Annotated in this window: 11 protein-coding genes; 5 read left to right on the plus strand and 6 right to left on the minus strand. The window is 71.3% G+C overall.

Annotation, left to right across the window (positions count from 1 at the left end; all coding sequences use genetic code 11):
- The first annotated feature begins 7 nt into the window (after nt 1-7).
- Together I3F58_RS16590 and I3F58_RS16595 are read left to right on the plus strand one after the other, a co-directional pair.
- On the plus strand, nt 8-1681 hold the full coding sequence (locus tag I3F58_RS16590) for an RNA ligase family protein (protein ID WP_240109390.1): 1674 nt from the start codon (nt 8-10) through the stop codon (nt 1679-1681).
- A 5-nt stretch (nt 1682-1686) separates the two neighbouring features.
- Nucleotides 1687-4941 carry a poly(A) polymerase gene (locus I3F58_RS16595; RefSeq protein WP_240109427.1) on the plus strand — a complete coding sequence of 1085 codons (3255 nt, stop codon included), beginning with the start codon at nt 1687-1689 and terminating at the stop codon, nt 4939-4941.
- 81 nt (nt 4942-5022) lie between these two features.
- Here the strand turns inward: I3F58_RS16595 and I3F58_RS16600 are convergent, their stop codons facing one another.
- Nucleotides 5023-5550 carry a MarR family transcriptional regulator gene (locus I3F58_RS16600; RefSeq protein WP_240109391.1) on the minus strand — a complete coding sequence of 176 codons (528 nt, stop codon included), beginning with the start codon at nt 5548-5550 and terminating at the stop codon, nt 5023-5025.
- Nucleotides 5551-5797: 247 nt separating this feature from the next.
- Here I3F58_RS16600 and I3F58_RS16605 point away from each other — a divergent pair, with 247 nt between their 5' ends.
- The gene (locus I3F58_RS16605) at nt 5798-7888 is read left to right on the plus strand and encodes a PIG-L family deacetylase (RefSeq protein ID WP_240109428.1); all 2091 of its coding nucleotides are present in this window, start codon (nt 5798-5800) and stop codon (nt 7886-7888) included.
- A 92-nt stretch (nt 7889-7980) separates the two neighbouring features.
- Here I3F58_RS16605 and tuf read toward each other — a convergent pair whose 3' ends face one another.
- The 4 genes from tuf to rpsL all read right to left on the minus strand — a co-directional run bounded on the left by tuf (nt 7981) and on the right by rpsL (nt 12344).
- Entirely contained in the window at nt 7981-9174 is a 1194-nt protein-coding gene (gene tuf, locus I3F58_RS16610) for an elongation factor Tu (RefSeq protein ID WP_240109392.1), read from the minus strand.
- A gap of 159 nt (nt 9175-9333) precedes the next feature.
- Nucleotides 9334-11460, minus strand: a complete 2127-nt coding sequence (gene fusA, locus I3F58_RS16615) for an elongation factor G (RefSeq protein WP_240109393.1) — start codon at nt 11458-11460, stop codon at nt 9334-9336.
- A gap of 39 nt (nt 11461-11499) precedes the next feature.
- Complete coding sequence (gene rpsG / locus I3F58_RS16620) at nt 11500-11970, minus strand: 30S ribosomal protein S7 (RefSeq protein ID WP_023587042.1); 471 nt, start codon at nt 11968-11970, stop codon at nt 11500-11502.
- Between the two features lie 2 nt (nt 11971-11972).
- Complete coding sequence (rpsL, locus tag I3F58_RS16625) at nt 11973-12344, minus strand: 30S ribosomal protein S12 (protein WP_240109394.1); 372 nt, start codon at nt 12342-12344, stop codon at nt 11973-11975.
- A gap of 448 nt (nt 12345-12792) precedes the next feature.
- Between rpsL and I3F58_RS16630 the strand changes: the two genes are divergently transcribed.
- Both I3F58_RS16630 and I3F58_RS16635 read left to right on the plus strand, forming a co-directional pair.
- A complete protein-coding gene (locus I3F58_RS16630; RefSeq protein ID WP_240109395.1) occupies nt 12793-13065 on the plus strand; it encodes a hypothetical protein in 273 nt (90 codons plus the stop codon).
- A 78-nt stretch (nt 13066-13143) separates the two neighbouring features.
- The gene (locus I3F58_RS16635) at nt 13144-14616 is read left to right on the plus strand and encodes a PQQ-binding-like beta-propeller repeat protein (RefSeq protein ID WP_240109396.1); all 1473 of its coding nucleotides are present in this window, start codon (nt 13144-13146) and stop codon (nt 14614-14616) included.
- Between the two features lie 66 nt (nt 14617-14682).
- Here I3F58_RS16635 and I3F58_RS16640 read toward each other — a convergent pair whose 3' ends face one another.
- The gene (locus tag I3F58_RS16640; RefSeq protein WP_240109397.1) at nt 14683-18582 is read right to left on the minus strand and encodes a DNA-directed RNA polymerase subunit beta'; all 3900 of its coding nucleotides are present in this window, start codon (nt 18580-18582) and stop codon (nt 14683-14685) included.
- Between the last annotated feature and the right edge of the window lie 14 nt (nt 18583-18596).

An 18596-nucleotide genomic window follows, 5' to 3' on the forward strand; every position in this document is an offset into this window, starting at 1 on the left:
GTCGATCATGGGCGAGGGCGGGCGGACGCACTATCCGCGGACGGCACATCTGCCGTGGTCACCCGGGGCGGCCCCGGACGACGTGCGGGCCGGGGGGCTCGCGGGGTTCGCCGGGCGCGAGGTCGTCGTGACCGAGAAGCTCGACGGGGAGAACACCACCCTGTACGCGGACGGGCTGCACGCGCGGTCGCTGGACTCGGCGCACCATCCCTCGCGGGCCTGGGTGAAGGCGCTGCAGGGGCGGATCGGGGCGCGGATTCCCGCCGGGTGGCGGGTGTGCGGGGAGAACGTGTACGCGCGGCACTCCCTCCCCTATGACGAGTTGGAGAGCTACTTCTACGGGTTCTCCGTGTGGGACGGGCGCGGCGGCTGTCTGGGGTGGGACGAGACCGTGACGTTTCTGCGCGGGCTCGGGGTGCCCACCCCGCCCGTGCTGTGGCGCGGGGTGTTCGACGAGCGGGCGCTGCGGCGGCTGCGGGTGGACACCTCGCGGCAGGAGGGGTACGTCGTGCGGACCGTCGACGGGTTCCCCGGTGAGGAGTTCGGGCGGCGGGTCGCCAAGTGGGTGCGCGGCGGGCACGTACAGACCGGTACGCACTGGATGCACGCCGCCGTGACGCCGAACGGGCTGGGGCCGGGGGCCGCGCTGTGGGACGTGCGGTCGGGCGCCGGGCCCGACGCGCACGCGCTGCTGGCGGCACTGGGCGTTGCGGAGGGTGACGCGGGGGCGGCCTCCGAGGTGGGGGCTCGGGTCGGCGGGCACGGGGACGTCCGGCTCGCCGGGGTGCTGGCGGGGCTGCTGTGGCGGGAGCCCCGGGGGACGCTCCCGGGGCGGCTCGCGCCGGCCCTGGGGCTGCCGCTCGCGCGGCGGGCTGCCGACCTGGTGGGGCTGCGGGGCGCGCTCCAGCGGCCGTACCCCGACGACGAGCGGCGCGCGGGGCTCGTGCGGATGTCGTACGCCGTGGAGCTGGACGTGCTGCACGCCGTGGCGGCGGCGACCGCGCCGGACGAGGAGGCACGGGAGCAGGTGGAGTGGTCGGGGCTGTTCGCGGAGGAGGTGGGGGCGGGGGTGACCGACGGTGCCTTCGGGGACCTGGAGGGGGACGTGGCCGCTCGCTGCCGGGGCGAGGCCCGCATCGCGTACGCGGAGGGCCGGATCTCGGTGCCGGAGGAGGCCGTGGCGGCGACCTGGCGCTGGCGCGACGGGCGCTTTCCCCGGCTGGTGCAGCTGGTGGGCCCGTCGGGCAGCGGGAAGAGTGCGTTCGCGCGGGGGCTGCCGGGGATCTGCGCGTACGTGTCGCTGGACGGGATCCGGGAGGAACGGGGCGACCGTGCCGACCAGCGGGCGAACGGGGACGTGCTGCGGGAGGGGCTGGCCCGGCTGGACGCGGCGCTGGCCGGTGCCTCCACCGGGGGGACGGTCGTGTGGGACGCCACCTCGCTCACCCCGCACCAGCGGTCGCTCGTGCACGCGGTCGCCCGGCGGCGGGACGCGCTGATCACGCATGCCGTGGTGCTGGTGGACGAGGACGAGCTGCTGCGGCGGAACGCGGTGCGCGAGCACCGGGTGCCCGGTGACGTGCTGGCCGCGCAGCTTCGGCGGTTCGTTCCGCCGTACCCGGGTCAGGTGCACCGCACCTGGTACATCGGGGCGCGTGAGACCGTGGAAGAGGAGGCGTGAGCGCGGTGCGTACGAGTGACGAGGTCTACCACCGGGTGCGGTGGGACGGGCGGTTCGACCCCGCGCGGTTCGTGGTGGGCGTGATGCAGAGGGGCGCGGAGCCCGAGCGGGTGCCGCTGCCCTCGTTCGTACCGGGCGGGGACATTCCGTGGCACCGGGTGCTGTTCTTCGAGGCGGACGGGGAGCTCGTCTGGGACCGGCGGTCGGGGGTCGACCTGCTCGACGAGTCCGAGGCGGGGCGGGTGAGGGAGGTCCGGCTGCTGCGGGCGCCGTTCTTCGAGGCGCGGCGGCCGTGGGGCCCGGGCGCGGGCACGGCGGAGGGGCCGGCGCACGTGGACGGGCTGCGCGTCCTGACCTGGAACACCCTCTGGGACCGGTACGACAGCGAGCGCATCGCCACGGCCGAGCGCCGGCCGCTGTTGCTGGACGCGTTGCGCGAGGCGGACGCGGACGTGATCGCCCTCCAGGAGGTCGAGCCGGAGCTGCTGCGGATGCTGCTGGACGCCGGGTGGGTGCGGGAGTACACGACGGGCACGGACCCGGCCGGGCGGGACGTGGACGACACGGGCCTGCTGCTGCTCAGCAGGGTGCCGGTGCGGGAGGCGGGGGTGCTGGCGCTGGGGCCGCACAAGGCCGTGGCGGCGGTGGTCCTGGAGACCGCGCCGGAGCCGCTGGTGGTCGCGGTGACCCACCTGAGCAGCGACCACTCCGAGGACGGCGCGGCGCGGCGGGAGGCCGAACTGGCGCGGATCGCCGAGGCGTTCGCGGGAGTGGAGGCGGGGGTCGTGCTGGTGGGCGACTTCAACGACGGCACCGCTCTGCCGGAGACCTCGCTCGGCCTGCGGGACGCGTGGAGCGAGGCGCACGGGCGGGGTGACACGACACCGACGTTCGATCCGGGGGTGAACCCGCTGGCGGCGCTGGCGTCCCTGTCGGGGCGGGCGGCGCGGCTGGACCGGGTGCTGCTGAGGGCGGACGGACTGCGGGTGGCGGAAGCACGGCTGGTGGGCGACGCCCCGGGGCGGAACGGCCTTTACGCCTCCGACCACTTCGGCGTCCTGGCCGAGCTGGACGTCCGGGATTCCCTGGAGGTCCTGGACGAGGACCCGACCGTGCGCACGGCGCTGGCGTGGCTGCCGCCGGGCGAGCTGTGGCCGCCGGTGCAGGCCGTCCGCCAGGACCACGACCCGCAGATCCACCGCTGGCCCCCGCATGTGAACCTGCTGTACGGGTTCGTCCCGGAGGCCCGCTTCGAGGCGGCGGCGCGGCTGGTGTCCGAGGCGGTACGGGAGCTGGCACCGTTCGACGCGCTGCTGGACGGGGTCCACAGCTTCGGCCACCGCGAGTACGCCACGGTCTGGCTCGACCCGGCGGCGGGCGGCGCCGAGCCGTGGGCGGAGCTGCGGCGGCTGCTGGAAGCCCGCTTCCCCCGCTGCCGGGGCCACCACCACGGCTTCACCCCGCACCTGAGCCTGGGCCGCACGGCCGAGCCCCTGGCGGTGGTGGCGGAGTGCGAGTCCCGGCTGGGCGGCCCGCTGGAGGCCCGGGTGGGCGAGGTGGCCCTGCTGTCCCGGCGCGGTGACGGGCCGATGCGGGTGCGGGCGACGGTGAAGCTGGGGACGGGTGAGACGCGCTGGGCGGACGAGCCCCCGCCTGGCGAGGGGCCCGGCGACACGGGACCGGCGCCGGACCTGAACCCCGGCGGCACGGGACCGGCACCGGGCGGGACGCCGCCGGGCGCATGGGCCCGGGTCACGGGACGCCCGCCCGCCGGGAAGGGCCCCGAGCCGCTGGGAGCGCCTTCGGACGGTGACCCGCGCCCCGAGGGCTCGGCGACGAGGACCCGGCCGTCCGAGGCGACGGCCTCGGACCGTGCCCCGCGCGCTGCGGCCTCGGCGTTCCGCACGACACCCGGCACCGGCCCGCAGGACCGGCAACCGGCGCCGCGCACAGCCCCGTCGGAGGGTCCCCCGCCGCGGCCGGCGAGGGCCGGTGCGCAGCATGGAGCGGCCCCGCGCCCCGAGGGCACGGCGACGGGGGCCGGGCCGTCGGAGGCGGTGGCGACGGACGGTGGTCCGCGCCCGGGAAGCATCCGTGGCGGTGGCGTGTCCGGGCTGGTCCTTCCGGTGGGGGAGCCCGCCGGACCGGCCGGGCGGAACGAGGCCGGTGCGCGGGTCGCGCGGCTGGTCGCCCGGGCGCTTCCCGGCGCCACGGTTCATGTGGCCGGGTCGCGGCGGATGGGGTGTGCGTCGCCGGACGCCGACCTGGATCTGGTGGCGGTCGTCCCCGGGCCCGGGAGCCTGCGTGAGGTGCGGGCGCGGGTCGGGGCAGGGCTGCCGGAGGCCGGGCGGTTCCGCGAGGTCACGGGGGCCCGGGTGCCCGGGCTGAGGTTCCGCATGACCGGACCGGGGACGGCGCCTCTCGCCGTCGATCTCGTCGTCGTTCCGAGCGGGGACCTGCCGCCGCCGGAGGCCCTGGAGCGGCGCGCGGAGCTGGGCGACGCCGCGGCGGTCGCGCTCAGCGCGGTGAGCGACGCCGACGCCGTGGCCGCCCACGTGCGCGAGCGGCACGACGCCTTCGCCCGCCTCGCGCGGGACGTCAAGGGCTGGGCCCGCAGCAAGGGGCTGGACTCGGCGCCGTTCGGCGGGCTGCCCGGGCTGGCCTGGGCGGTGCTGGCCGCCCGGACCGTGCGGGACGCCGACGACCTGCGGCCCGACGCCCTCCTGCGGGAGTTCTTCGGGAGCTGGGCCGCCTGGGACTGGGCCCGGCCCGTGGGTCTCACCGGTCAGGCGTCCCCCACCGCCCCCGCGCCGGTCACGGTGCTGACGCCCACCGCCCCCGTCCGTTCCTGCACCCCGCACGTCACCGGCGGCTTCCGTGACCTCCTGGTCCAGGAGCTGTACCGCGCCTGGGAGCTGCTGGAGGACCGGGACCCCGCCGGGCTGCGGGCTGCCCCTCCGCTGCACCGGCGGCACGCTGCCTGGGCCCTGCTCACCGTGCCCGTCGGTGCGGCGGAAGGGCGCACCCGGGGGCGGGCGAACGCGCTGCTCGCCGCGCTGGAGAAGGCGGGCGTCCCGGACGCGCACGCGTGGCCGCGGCCCTTCGCGGCGGACGCCGGCGCCCTGACGTACGCGGTCGGGCTCGGCACCTCACCCCCGGACCGTGCGGCGCTCGACACGATCGCCTCCGGCTGGCTGCGGGGGCTGCGCGGGGTCACCCTGCAGTGGGCGGAGGGCGGGGAGGTGCCGGACCCGGCCTGAGCGCGCAGGGCCGTGCCGCTTTCCAGGCCGTCCGACGACCGCCGCGCCGGGGGCTCCGGCTCCCGGGCCCCGCGCTCTCGCTCAGGCCCCGGTCCGCACCCTCGCCACGTTCGCCTGCATCCGCCGCAGCACCTTCAGCGCTGCCACGTACTCCTCGTCCGTCACGCCCTCGTGCACCTCCGCCCGGATCTCGTCGACCCGGCGCTTGATCCGGGCGTGTGCCTCAAGGCCCGCCTCCGTCAGGTGCAGCGTCCCGTCGGGGCCGGTGGCCGTCAGCCAGCCGCGGCAGAGCAGCTGGTCGACGGCGCGCGGCACCGCGTACGCGTCGTCCGCCACGTCGGCGAGGCGCTCGGCCACCGTCTCCCGGCCGATGCCCCGCTCCCCCGCCGCGAGCACCTGGTTCATCGTCCACCACATCGGCTGGGCGACATCGAGCCTGGCCAGGGAGTCCCGGAGGTACCCGACCACCGCCCTCTGGGCGACGCCCGTCCAGTAGCCGACGGGCTGCGACGCCAGTTCGTCGTCGGTGGCCGCCGGGTTGGCGGGGCTCTGCCGGGTGACCGGCTTCGTCTGTGTGTGCGCTGTCTGAGTGTTCACTGTCCGCGTCATGGCTCAAGAGCCTAGAAACTCAAGTGCAGTTGAGGTCAAACAGCGCCTTCGCGGCTCCCCGGCACTCCCTGCCCGTTCGATTACGTTTTGAACATCACATACCCCTTTACGCAACCCCCCTTGGCACGTCGCCGTCTAGCCGATCGCGGAGCACACCCCCCTGACCAGGGCGGTTCTGTCTTCCGCCGCATTCTCGGCTTTCTCGGTTCTCGGTACGGGGGGACAAGTGAACGACATACGGGGTTCCATGCTGCGCGCGCTCGGCGGCTCCTTCCGGCCCGGGCGCCGCCGGTTCCTCGCGTCCGCGACCGCCGCCGCGGCGGGCGTCACCGTCGCGGCGGCCGGGCTCTCCGGCTGCACCGTGCCCGCCCCACGCCGCACCGGTCCCACCGCCGACCCCGCCCCCGGCATGCCGATCACCAGCTCGCGCCGCGCCCAGCTCATGCAGATCATGGCCCACCCGGACGACGATCTGTACTTCATGAACCCCGACTGCCGGCAGATGGTGGACTCCGGCGTCCCGCTGGTCTGCGTCTACGTCAGCGCGGGCGAGCACATGGGCAAGAACCCCGTCCCCGGCGACAGGACCCCGCCGAAGGCCGACAAGGCCGCCTACTCCTCCGCACGCCACCAGGGGCTCCGCCAGGCGTACGCCGCGATGCTCGGGCTCGACAAGTTCACGCCCTGGCGGAAGGGTGTGATGACCCTGCGCGGCGACCGCCAGGCCGAGATCAACACGCTCACCAACGGCAACCGCCGCGTCGAGCTGGTCTTCCTGAACCTCGCCATGCACATCCCTCGCCGCTACTACGCGATACCCGACCTGTGGAACGAGCGCGCGCTCACCGTCCCCTCCGTGGTGGCAGCCGACTCCCCGGTGCACCGCTCCTCCTCGTACGACTACGACGGGCTGGTCGACACCCTGGTCGGGCTCATGGAGCGCTACCAGCCGACCGTCGTCCACACGCTGGACCCGGACCCGGACATCCAGCACAGCACCGAGGTGAAGCGGAAGAAGGACTCCGAGCAGAAGGGCTACTCGGACCACGCCGACCACACCGCCGTCGCCTGCTTCAGCTGGGCCGCCATGGTCCGCTGGGTCGCGGAGGCCACCGAGGGCGGCGGCGCGATACCCGGTTTCGTCGCCACCGCCTTCCGCGCGTACTACAACCGCCACTGGCCCAAGAACCTCCCGGAGGCGGTGCTCCAGCGGAAGGCGGCGAACCTCGTCCCGTACGGCGGCGACCCCGACTGGGAGTGCGGCAACCCCAGTGGCTGCGGAGACTACGGGGTGGGCGGGATCCGGCCACTCACCAACAAGAAGGGCTGGGTGCGCTCCACCCACTACCGCTACCCGGGCGCCGGACCGGTCGTCACCACCGGCCAGGACGGGCGGACCACCGTGTACGGGGTGCTCGGGCTGCGTGCCGTGCGCTGGCGGGAGACCGAGCCGGGCAGCGGCCAGTGGGGCTCGCCGGACGACCTCGGCGGCGGCCCCCTCGCCCCGGGCCTGGCGGCCACGACCCTCCTGGACGGCCGTCAGCTGCTGTTCGCACTGCGATTCTCGGCGCTCGCCGGGCACCACGCCGCTAACGAGCGGGAGATCGTCGTGCTGGAGCAGCGCACCGCGGGCGGCCCGTTCCTCGCGTGGCGGGGTCTCGGCAACCCGGAGCGCGTCGACGACCGGGGGCGCCGGCTGGGCGTTCCGGTCGCGGTGACCGCGCCGGACGGACGGGTGCATCTGTTCGTACGGAACGCGGACAAGGGCGTCAGCTCCCGGGTACGGGAGACCGACGGAACCTGGGGGCCGTGGCTGGATCTGGGCGGTGCCGAGGTGCAGGACGGACTGGCCACGGCGGTGGACGGGCGCGGGCGGGTCCATCTGTGCGCGCCGGGGCGCGGAAGTGTGCACCACTGGACGCAGGACGCGCCGGGGCACCCCGTCACCTGGCGGCCGGAATCGGGGCTGCCCGAGCCGGGCGGGCCGGTCGCGCTCGCCGCGGCGCCCGACGGCTCACTGGAGCTGTACTACCGGCGGCCGACCCGCAAGGAACTGACGGCGATAAGACTGGACGGCGCACCCGCCCACGCGCGCCCGCGGTTCGACGGGTACGGGCGCGTCGGCGCGGCCGGAACGCCGCACGGGCCGGTGCTGCTGGGGCGCGACCTGCGCGGGCGTGTCCAGCTGCATGTCGCCGGGCGGTCGGTGACACGGGCGCACGGGGTGGTCCCGCTGGAGGCGGCCACCTTGCACCTCGGGCCGCAGGGGGCGCTGGCGGTGGGGCTCGGTGCGGACGCGTACCCGTGGTCGTGGGCCTCCCACAGCGACGCGATCTGACGACACGGCGAGAACGCGAGAAGGGCCCCGCACCTCTCGGTGCGGGGCCCTTCCGGTGCTCGCAGAGCTACCAGGTCAGACAGTCAGGAGATTCACTTGACGATCTTGGTGACCTGGCCGGCGCCGACGGTCCGGCCACCCTCACGGATGGCGAACTTGAGGCCCTCCTCCATGGCGACCGGCTGGATCAGCTGGACCGACATGGTGGTGTTGTCGCCCGGCATGACCATCTCGGTGCCCTCGGGGAGGGTCACCACGCCGGTCACGTCCGTGGTACGGAAGTAGAACTGCGGGCGGTAGTTGTTGAAGAACGGCGTGTGGCGGCCACCCTCGTCCTTGGAGAGGATGTAGGCCTGCGCCTCGAACTCGGTGTGCGGGGTGACCGAGCCCGGCTTGATGATGACCTGGCCGCGCTCGACGTCCTCGCGCTTGATGCCGCGGAGCAGCAGACCGACGTTCTCACCGGCCTGGCCCTCGTCGAGCAGCTTGCGGAACATCTCGATACCGGTGACCGTGGTGGTGGTCTTCTCGGTCTTGATGCCGATGATGTCGACGGTCTCGTTGACCTTCAGGACACCACGCTCGATACGGCCGGTGACGACCGTACCGCGACCGGTGATCGTGAAGACGTCCTCGATCGGCATGAGGAACGGCTTGTCGACGTCGCGCTCCGGCTGCGGGATCGACTCGTCGACGGCCTTCATCAGGTCCAGGACCGACTGGCCCCACTCGGCGTCGCCCTCGAGCGCCTTCAGCGCCGAGACCTTGACGACCGGGACGTCGTCGCCCGGGAACTCGTACTCGGAGAGCAGCTCACGGACCTCGAGCTCGACGAGCTCCAGGATCTCCTCGTCGTCCACCATGTCGGCCTTGTTCAGGGCGACGACGATGTACGGAACGCCGACCTGGCGGGCCAGGAGCACGTGCTCCTTGGTCTGCGGCATCGGGCCGTCGGTGGCGGCGACCACGAGGATGGCGCCGTCCATCTGCGCGGCACCGGTGATCATGTTCTTGATGTAGTCCGCGTGACCCGGGCAGTCGACGTGGGCGTAGTGACGGGTCTCCGTCTGGTACTCGACGTGCGCGATGGAGATGGTGATACCGCGCTGGCGCTCCTCAGGAGCCTTGTCGATCTGGTCGAAGGCCGAGGCCTCGTTCAGGTCCGGGTACGCGTCGTGCAGCACCTTGGTAATGGCGGCCGTGAGGGTCGTCTTACCGTGGTCAATGTGACCGATGGTGCCGATGTTGACGTGCGGCTTAGTCCGCTCGAACTTCGCCTTCGCCACTGGGGTCCTCCTGTGGAGTGGTTCTGTACGCCTTACTCATCGGCGCCAGGTGATCTTTGCTGGGATGCCGGTCCCGGGGCACGCGACACGGATCTGGTGGATCGTACCGACGTGCCCCGGAGTATCCGGTGACAAGCCTAAAGCGTGAACTCGCGGGAGTTACTCGCCCTTGGCCTTCGCGATGATCTCCTCGGCGACGTTCCGCGGAACCTCGGCGTAGGAGTCGAACTGCATCGAGTAGCTTGCGCGACCCGAGGTCTTGCTGCGGAGGTCGCCGACGTAGCCGAACATCTCCGACAGCGGCACCAGGCCCTTGACGACACGGGCACCGGCACGCTCCTCCATGGCCTGGATCTGGCCACGGCGGGAGTTGATGTCACCGATGACGTCGCCCATGTACTCCTCGGGCGCGGTGACCTCGACGGCCATCATCGGCTCGAGCAGGACGGGGGACGCCTTGCGCGCGGCCTCCTTGAAGGCCTGCGAACCGGCGATCTTGAAGGCCAGCTCGGAGGAGTCGACCTCGTGGTAGCCACCGTCGATCAGGGTGACGCGCACGCCCGTCATCTCGTAGCCGGCGAGGACACCGAACTGCATGGCCTCCTGGCAGCCCGCGTCCACCGAAGGGATGTATTCCTTCGGGATGCGGCCACCGGTGACCTTGTTGACGAACTCGTACGAGGCGTCGCCGCCCTCGATCGGCTCGATCGCGATCTGCACCTTGGCGAACTGACCGGTACCACCGGTCTGCTTCTTGTGGGTGTAGTCCACGCGCTCGACCGTCTTGCGGATGGTCTCGCGGTACGCGACCTGCGGCTTGCCGACGTTGGCCTCGACCTTGAACTCACGCTTCATACGGTCGACGAGCACCTCGAGGTGAAGCTCGCCCATACCGCCGATGACGGTCTGGCCGGTCTCCTCGTTGGTGTGCACCTGGAAGGAGGGGTCCTCCTCCGCGAGACGCTGGATGGCGACACCCAGCTTCTCCTGGTCACCCTTGGACTTGGGCTCGATGGCGACCTCGATGACCGGCGCCGGGAAGTCCATGGACTCCAGGATCACCGGGTTCTTCTCGTCGCTCAGCGTCTCGCCGGTCGTGGTCTGCTTCAGACCCATGACGGCGACGATGTCGCCGGCGCCCACCGACTCGATCTCCTCACGCTTGTTCGCGTGCATGCGGTAGATCTTGCCGATGCGCTCCTTCTTGCCCTTCACCGAGTTCAGCACGGCGGTGCCGGACACCAGGCGGCCGGAGTACACGCGGACGAAGGTGAGCTTACCGAGGTGCGGGTCGCTCATGATCTTGAACGCGAGGGCCGACAGCGGCTCCTCGTCGGACGGCTTGCGCTTGACGACCGTCTCGGCGTCCTTGACGTCGTGGCCCTCGATGGCCTCGATGTCGACGGGGGACGGCAGGTAGCGCACGACCGCGTCGAGCAGGGGCTGGACGCCCTTGTTCTTGAACGCGGTACCGCAGAACACCGGGGTGACCGTGGTGCCGGAGCTCTTGCCGGAGGCGATGGTGATACGACGGATCGCGGCGTACAGCTGCTCCACGGAAGGCTCCTGGCCCTCCAGGTACAGCTCCATGATCTCTTCGTCGTTCTCCGCGACGGCCTCGACGAGCTTGTTGCGGTACTCCTCGGCGGCCTCGGCGTGGGTGTCCGGGATGTCGACGGTGTCGTACATCTCGCCCTTGGTGGCCTCGGCGGACCACACAAAGGCCTTCATGGTCACCAGGTCGACGACGCCCTTGAAGTCCGCCTCGGCACCGATCGGCAGCTGCATGACCAGCGGCTGCGCACCCAGGCGCTCCGAGATCATGTCGACGCAGCGGTGGAACTCGGCGCCGGTCCGGTCGAGCTTGTTGACGAAGCAGATGCGCGGCACGCCGTAGCGGTCGGCCTGACGCCACACGGTCTCGGACTGCGGCTCCACACCGGCGACACCGTCGAACACGGTGACGGCACCGTCGAGGACGCGGAGCGAACGCTCCACCTCGACCGTGAAGTCCACGTGACCCGGGGTGTCGATGATGTTGATGGTGTGGTCGACGTCCTCGAGCGGCCAGTGGCAGGTCGTCGCGGCGGACGTGATGGTGATGCCGCGCTCCTGCTCCTGCTCCATCCAGTCCATCGTGGCAGCGCCGTCGTGGACCTCACCGATCTTGTAGGAAACACCGGTGTAGAAGAGGATGCGCTCGGTGGTGGTCGTCTTGCCCGCGTCGATGTGGGCCATGATCCCGATGTTGCGGACCTTGGCCAGGTCAAGCGAAGTGGTAGCCATAAGGCTTCAGTCTTCTCTCGGTCTCGATGGGGGTTGCGACTACCAGCGGTAGTGCGCGAAGGCCTTGTTGGACTCGGCCATCTTGTGCGTGTCCTCGCGCTTCTTGACCGAGGCGCCGAGGCCGTTCGAGGCGTCCAGCAGCTCGTTCATCAGGCGCTCGGTCATGGTCTTCTCGCGGCGGGCGCGGGAGTAGCCGACCAGCCAGCGCAGGGCGAGGGTGGAGGCGCGGCCCGGCTTGACCTCGATCGGCACCTGGTAGGTGGCACCACCGACGCGGCGGGACTTGACCTCGAGAGCGGGCTTCACGTTCTCGAGGGCGCGCTTCAGCGTGATGACCGGGTCCTGCCCGGTCTTCTCGCGGAGACCCTCCATGGCGCCGTAGACAATGCGCTCGGCGGTGGAGCGCTTGCCGTTGAGGAGGATCTTGTTGATCAGCGAGGTCACCAGAGGAGAACCGTAAACCGGGTCGATGATGACCGGGCGCTTCGGGGCGGGGCCCTTACGAGGCATTCTTACTTCTCCTTCTTGGCGCCGTAGCGGCTGCGGGCCTGCTTGCGGTTCTTGACAGCCTGCGTGTCAAGCGAACCGCGGATGATCTTGTAGCGAACACCCGGCAGGTCCTTCACACGGCCACCACGCACGAGCACGATGGAGTGCTCCTGCAGGTTGTGTCCCTCACCCGGAATGTAAGCAGTGACCTCGATACCGCTGGTCAGACGCACACGCGCGACCTTACGCAGGGCCGAGTTCGGCTTCTTCGGGGTGGTCGTGAACACACGCGTGCAGACGCCGCGGCGCTGAGGGGAACCCTCGAGGGCGGGCGTCTTGTTCTTCTCGACCTTGTCCTGCCGGCCCTTGCGGACCAGCTGCTGGATCGTAGGCACTACTTCTCCGGTTTCTGTGTGCCGTGTAGTGAAGCTAACCTGGAACTTTGCCGACCCACGCGGTCGGGTGTGTCGAATCTTGCGGACTCCCGCCGGACGGCGGAGAGGAACGCAGATCGCGGTGGCCCGTCATCGACTCCGTTCGTGCGGCTGAAGACACGCACAGGAGCCCAGGCACACCCCAGGCACAAGGTCTGAGCGTACCTATCGCACGGACTCCGGTCAAAACAAATGCCACGCCACGAACCGGCCGGGGAACAGCACCCCAGCCGACGGCCGCACGAGGGGAAGGCGCCCCGAGAAGCCGGGGAACCGGCCGCCCCGTCACGGCGCGATATGCCGGGACCCGGCAACGAACCTCCGCCGAAACGGCGTTCCCGCCCCCTGCCGCCCTCATCACGCCGCCCGGACAATGAAATCACCGCTTTTCGACTTACGGGGGTACGTCATGGCGCAGGAGCAGCGGCACACCTTCCGGCACCTCGCAACCGACGCCGTCGAGACCGACGTCCGGCTGGCCGTCATCGAGTACGGCGACATCCTGGCCGAATACGCCACTGCGGCGACCGCGCCGAACGCGTCCGCGTCGGTCGTCGACGACTACGCGACGGCCGTGGACGTGCTGGCCCTGGCCCGCCGTGTTCCCGCCGAGGACGTCCCGCCCCTCCTGGCCGTGGGCGCCCGCGCCCTGCGCAGGGTCCACCTCGGACTCTCCCGCTGACCGGCCTGCTCCGGGGCACGCCCGCTGGGCGCAGGCCCGCACCGCCGGGGCGAACGCCCTCCGACGAACAGGATGCGGATGTCCAGGACACGGCTTGTCACCGCCGCGCTCGCCCTGCCGGTCGGGGCGGGAGCCGCCGCCCTTCCGCTCGGGGCGGTGCTGGCCTTCACCGGACAGGGCGGGCGGGGGCTCGCCACGCTGGTGGTGGGGGGTCTCGTCTGCCTCCTCGGCGGGTTCGTCCTCACGGCGCTGGTCTCCCCGGGCGGGGGCAGGCCCGCGGCTGTGGCCGGCGCCTGCCTGGGCGCGGCCTCGGCGGTCGCCTGGGGACTGCTCTGTGTGGGTGACACCGTCACCCAGGAATGGGCCGTGCCCCAGGACCGCGTCGCCGGGAGCTCCGCCCTCGGCAGCTGGCAGGACGGCGAGGTCGTCGTGCGCGTCCGCCCCGAGGAGGTCACCGCGTACCGGCTGGCCGACGGGACTCCTGCCTGGACCTGGCAGCCGCCGCGCCAGGACGTCGTCTGTGCCATGAGCCGCCGCACCGGCGCCCGCACCGGACTGCTGGGCCACGCCCCGGAGGGCGGGACCTGCGGGAGCGTCGCCGCCCTGGACCTGGCGACCGGCCACACCCGGTGGACCCAGCCGGTCACCGCCCCGGAGGGCCAGGTCCTTGAGGGCGTCCTGGAGCACCGCCTCCCCCGCCCCGGCCTCGTCACCGTCGCCGGTGACCTCGCCGTCCTGCCGCACGGCACCGGCTGGCGTGCCCACGGTCTGGCCGACGGCCGGGAACGCTGGACGGCCCCCGGTCACCCCGGCTGCCGCCCGGGCCTGGCCGACGGCTCCGCCACCACGGTCGTCACCGTCTCCGACTGCGGCCGGGACACCGCCCCGGTCCTGCGCGCCCTCGCCGCGGCGACCGGCGCGGAACGTCTCCGGGCCCGGCTGCCCGCCACCGGCTACCCGCGGCACGCCGCCGTCCTGGCCACCGCCCCGCTCACCGTCTGGATCCACGAACAGGAGCGGCGGGGCACCCACGCCGTCCTCGTGTACGACGCGGAGGGCGAGGTCACCACCACGATCCCGACCCTGGGCCAGGACCACGAGGTGGCGATCCTCCCCGGCGGGACGAGCCACGGGTTCCCGGCCTTCGCAGCCCGCCCGGTGCGTTCGGCGGCCGTCGTCGGTGACGTACTCGTCGCCTCGGGCGTGCGTGACGGCGACCGGCGCTGGACCTCCGGCAACAACGGGCGCCCGTACATCGACACCAGGGGCCGGCTCGTCGGGTACTCGCTCACCGACGGCCGCCACCTGTGGACCACCGAGCTGGACGACGAGGTGGAGGTGGTCACCGAGCACGACGGCCGGGTGTGGACGGCCGCGATGGACCGCCTGGCCCGGACAGCACCGCAAACGGGCGCTCTGGAGGAGGAGCTGACGACACCCGGCGTACAGACGTACGCACCGGCCGACCTGTGGATCGCGGGCGGCGGCCGGTACGTCGTCGTGCACGAGCAGACCGGCGACAGGCGGCCCGCCGTCCAGCTGCTCCGCTAGCGGATGCGGGAACGCCGAAGGGCGGCCACCCCCACGGGGTGGCCGCCCTTCGGTCGAACCTGCGCCTTACTGGTTGTACGGACCGTAGTCGTAGTCCTCCAGCGGCACGGCCTGACCCGACCCCGTCCCGAAGGGCGAGTAGTCGATGTCGTCGTACCCGACCGCCGAGTACATCGCGGCCTTCGCCTCCTCGGTCGGCTCGACCCGGATGTTGCGGTAGCGGGACAGACCCGTACCGGCCGGGATGAGCTTACCGATGATGACGTTCTCCTTGAGGCCGATCAGGGAGTCGGACTTGGCGTTGATCGCCGCGTCCGTCAGAACCCTGGTCGTCTCCTGGAAGGACGCCGCGGACAGCCACGACTCGGTCGCCAGCGAGGCCTTGGTGATACCCATCAGCTGCGGACGGCCGGAGGCCGGGTGGCCGCCTTCCTGGACCACACGACGGTTCTCGGTCTCGAACTTCGAGCGCTCCACCAGCTCGCCCGGCAGCAGCTCGGCGTCGCCGGACTCGATGATCGTCACGCGGCGCAGCATCTGCCGGATGATGATCTCGATGTGCTTGTCGTGGATCGACACACCCTGCGAGTTGTAGACCTTCTGCACCTCGCCCACCAGGTGGACCTGGACGGCCCGCTGGCCGAGGATGCGCAGCACGTCGTGCGGGTTCTCGGTACCCACGGTGAGCTTCTGGCCCACGGTGACGTGGTCGCCCTCGCCCACCAGGAGACGGGCGCGCTTCGAGATCGGGTAGGCCGTCTCGTCGCTGCCGTCGTCCGGGGTGATGACGATCTTCTTGGTCTTCTCGGTCTCCTCGATACGGACGCGGCCGGCCGCCTCCGCGATCGGGGCCATGCCCTTGGGGGCACGGGCCTCGAAGAGCTCGACGACACGCGGCAGACCCTGGGTGATGTCGTCACCGGCCACACCACCGGTGTGGAAGGTACGCATCGTCAGCTGGGTACCGGGCTCACCGATGGACTGGGCGGCGATGATGCCGACCGCCTCACCGATGTCGACCAGCTTGCCGGTGGCCAGGGAGCGGCCGTAGCACATGGCGCAGGTGCCGACGGCGGACTCACAGGTCAGGACCGAGCGGGTCTTGACCTCCTCCACACCGGCCGCGACCAGCTGCTCGATGAGCACGTCACCGAGGTCGACACCGGCCGGGGCCAGCACCTTGCCGTCGACGACGACGTCCTCCGCGAGGCAGCGCGCGTACACGCTGGTCTCGGCGTCGTCCTCCTTGCGCAGGACTCCGGCCTCGTCCTTGGACGCGATCCGCAGCCGCAGACCGCGCTCGGTGCCGCAGTCCTCCTCGCGGATGATGACGTCCTGGGAGACGTCGACCAGACGACGGGTGAGGTAACCCGAGTCGGCGGTACGCAGAGCGGTGTCGGCCAGACCCTTACGGGCACCGTGCGTGGAGATGAAGTACTCCAGCACGGACAGGCCCTCACGGAAGGACGACTTGATCGGACGCGGGATGGTCTCGTTCTTCGCGTTCGACACCAGACCACGCATACCCGCGATCTGGCGCATCTGCATCATGTTTCCTCGGGCGCCCGAGTCGACCATCATGAAGATCGGGTTCGTCTTCGGGAAGTTGTCGTTCATCGCCTCGGCGACCTCGTTGGTCGCCTTGGTCCAGATCGCGATGAGCTCCTGGGTGCGCTCGTCCTTGGTGATGAGACCGCGCTCGTACTGCTTCTGGACCTTCTCGTCCTGGGCCTCGTACCCGGCGACGATCGTCTTCTTCGCCTCGGGCACGACGACGTCCGAGATGGCGACGGTGACACCGGAGCGGGTGGCCCAGTGGTAACCGGCGGCCTTCAGGTTGTCGAGCGTGGCGGCGACGATCGTCTTGGGGTAGCGCTCCGCGAGGTCGTTGACGATCTCGGAGAGCTGCTTCTTGCCCACCTGGTAGTCGACGAACGGGTAGTCCTCGGGCAGCAGCTCGTTGAAGAGCGCCCGGCCGAGGGTGGTCCGCAGCCGGAAGCCGTCACCCTGCTGCCACTCGGGCTCGCCCTCCTCCGCGACCGGCGGAACGAAGCCGCGCGGCGGGACCGAACCGATCGGGAAGCGGATGTCGACCGGCGCCTGGAGCGACAGCTCCCGGGCGTCGAACGCCATGATCGCCTCAGCGGTGGAGGCGAAGGACCGCTCCACGCCCTTGACCTGCCGGCCCTCACCGTCGGTGGTGAGGAAGAACAGGCCGAGCACCATGTCCTGGGTCGGCATGGTGACCGGACGGCCGTCGGCCGGCTTGAGGATGTTGTTCGAGGACAGCATCAGGATGCGGGCCTCGGCCTGCGCCTCCGCGGAGAGCGGCAGGTGGACGGCCATCTGGTCACCGTCGAAGTCCGCGTTGAACGCGGTGCAGACGAGCGGGTGAATCTGGATGGCCTTGCCCTCGACCAGCTGCGGCTCGAAGGCCTGGATGCCGAGGCGGTGCAGCGTGGGCGCACGGTTCAGCAGAACCGGGTGCTCCGCGATGACCTCTTCCAGCACGTCGTACACGACCGTACGGCCGCGCTCGACCATGCGCTTGGCCGACTTGATGTTCTGCGCGTGGTTCAGGTCGACCAGGCGCTTCATCACGAACGGCTTGAACAGCTCGAGCGCCATGTACTTCGGCAGACCGCACTGGTGCAGCTTCAGCTGCGGGCCGACGACGATGACGGAACGGGCCGAGTAGTCGACTCGCTTACCGAGCAGGTTCTGACGGAAGCGGCCCTGCTTGCCCTTCAGCATGTCGCTGAGGGACTTCAGCGGACGGTTACCGGGGCCGGTGACCGGGCGGCCGCGGCGGCCGTTGTCGAACAGCGCGTCGACGGCCTCCTGCAGCATGCGCTTCTCGTTGTTGACGATGATCTCGGGCGCGCCGAGGTCGAGAAGCCGCTTCAGCCGGTTGTTGCGGTTGATGACACGGCGGTACAGGTCGTTCAGGTCGGAGGTCGCGAAGCGGCCACCGTCCAGCTGCACCATCGGCCGCAGGTCCGGCGGGATCACCGGGACGCAGTCGAGGACCATGCCCTTGGGGCTGTTGGAGGTCTGCAGGAAGGCGGAGACGACCTTCAGCCGCTTCAGGGCGCGGGTCTTCTTCTGGCCCTTGCCGGTGCGGATGATCTCGCGGAGCTTCTCGGCCTCCTCGTCGAGGTCGAAGGACTCCAGCCGCTTCTGCAGGGCGGCGGCGCCCATCGAGCCGTCGAAGTAGGTGCCGAACCGGTCGCGCAGCTCGCGGTAGAGCAGCTCGTCGCCCTCCAGGTCCTGGACCTTGAGGTTCTTGAAGCGGCTCCACACCTCGTCGAGGCGGTCGATCTCGCGCTGGGCGCGGTCGCGGAGCTGCTTCATCTCGCGCTCGGCGCCCTCACGGACCTTGCGGCGCACGTCGGCCTTGGCGCCCTCGGCCTCCAGCTCGGCCAGGTCGGTCTCGAGCTTCTTGGCGCGGGCCTCCAGGTCGGCGTCGCGGCGCTGCTCGATCTGCTGGCGCTCGACGGAGACGTGGGCCTCCAGCGACGGCAGGTCGCGCTGGCGGCGCTCCTCGTCGACGTACGTGATCATGTACGCCGCGAAGTAGATGACCTTCTCCAGGTCCTTCGGGGCGAGGTCCAGCAGGTATCCCAGGCGGGACGGGACGCCCTTGAAGTACCAGATGTGGGTGACGGGGGCGGCGAGCTCGATGTGGCCCATCCGCTCACGGCGCACCTTGGCACGGGTGACCTCGACGCCACACCGCTCACAGATGATGCCCTTGAAGCGGACACGCTTGTACTTGCCGCAGTAGCACTCCCAGTCCCGGGTGGGGCCGAAGATCTTCTCGCAGAAGAGGCCGTCCTTCTCGGGCTTCAGGGTGCGGTAGTTGATGGTCTCCGGCTTCTTGACCTCGCCGTGGGACCACTGCCGGATGTCGTCCGCGGTGGCCAGGCCGATCCGCAGCTCGTCGAAGAAGTTGACGTCGAGCACTATGCGTCAATCCC

The sequence above is a fragment of the Streptomyces sp. MUM 203J genome (assembly GCF_022414595.1).
In the GTDB taxonomy this organism is placed as follows: Bacteria; Actinomycetota; Actinomycetes; order Streptomycetales; family Streptomycetaceae; genus Streptomyces.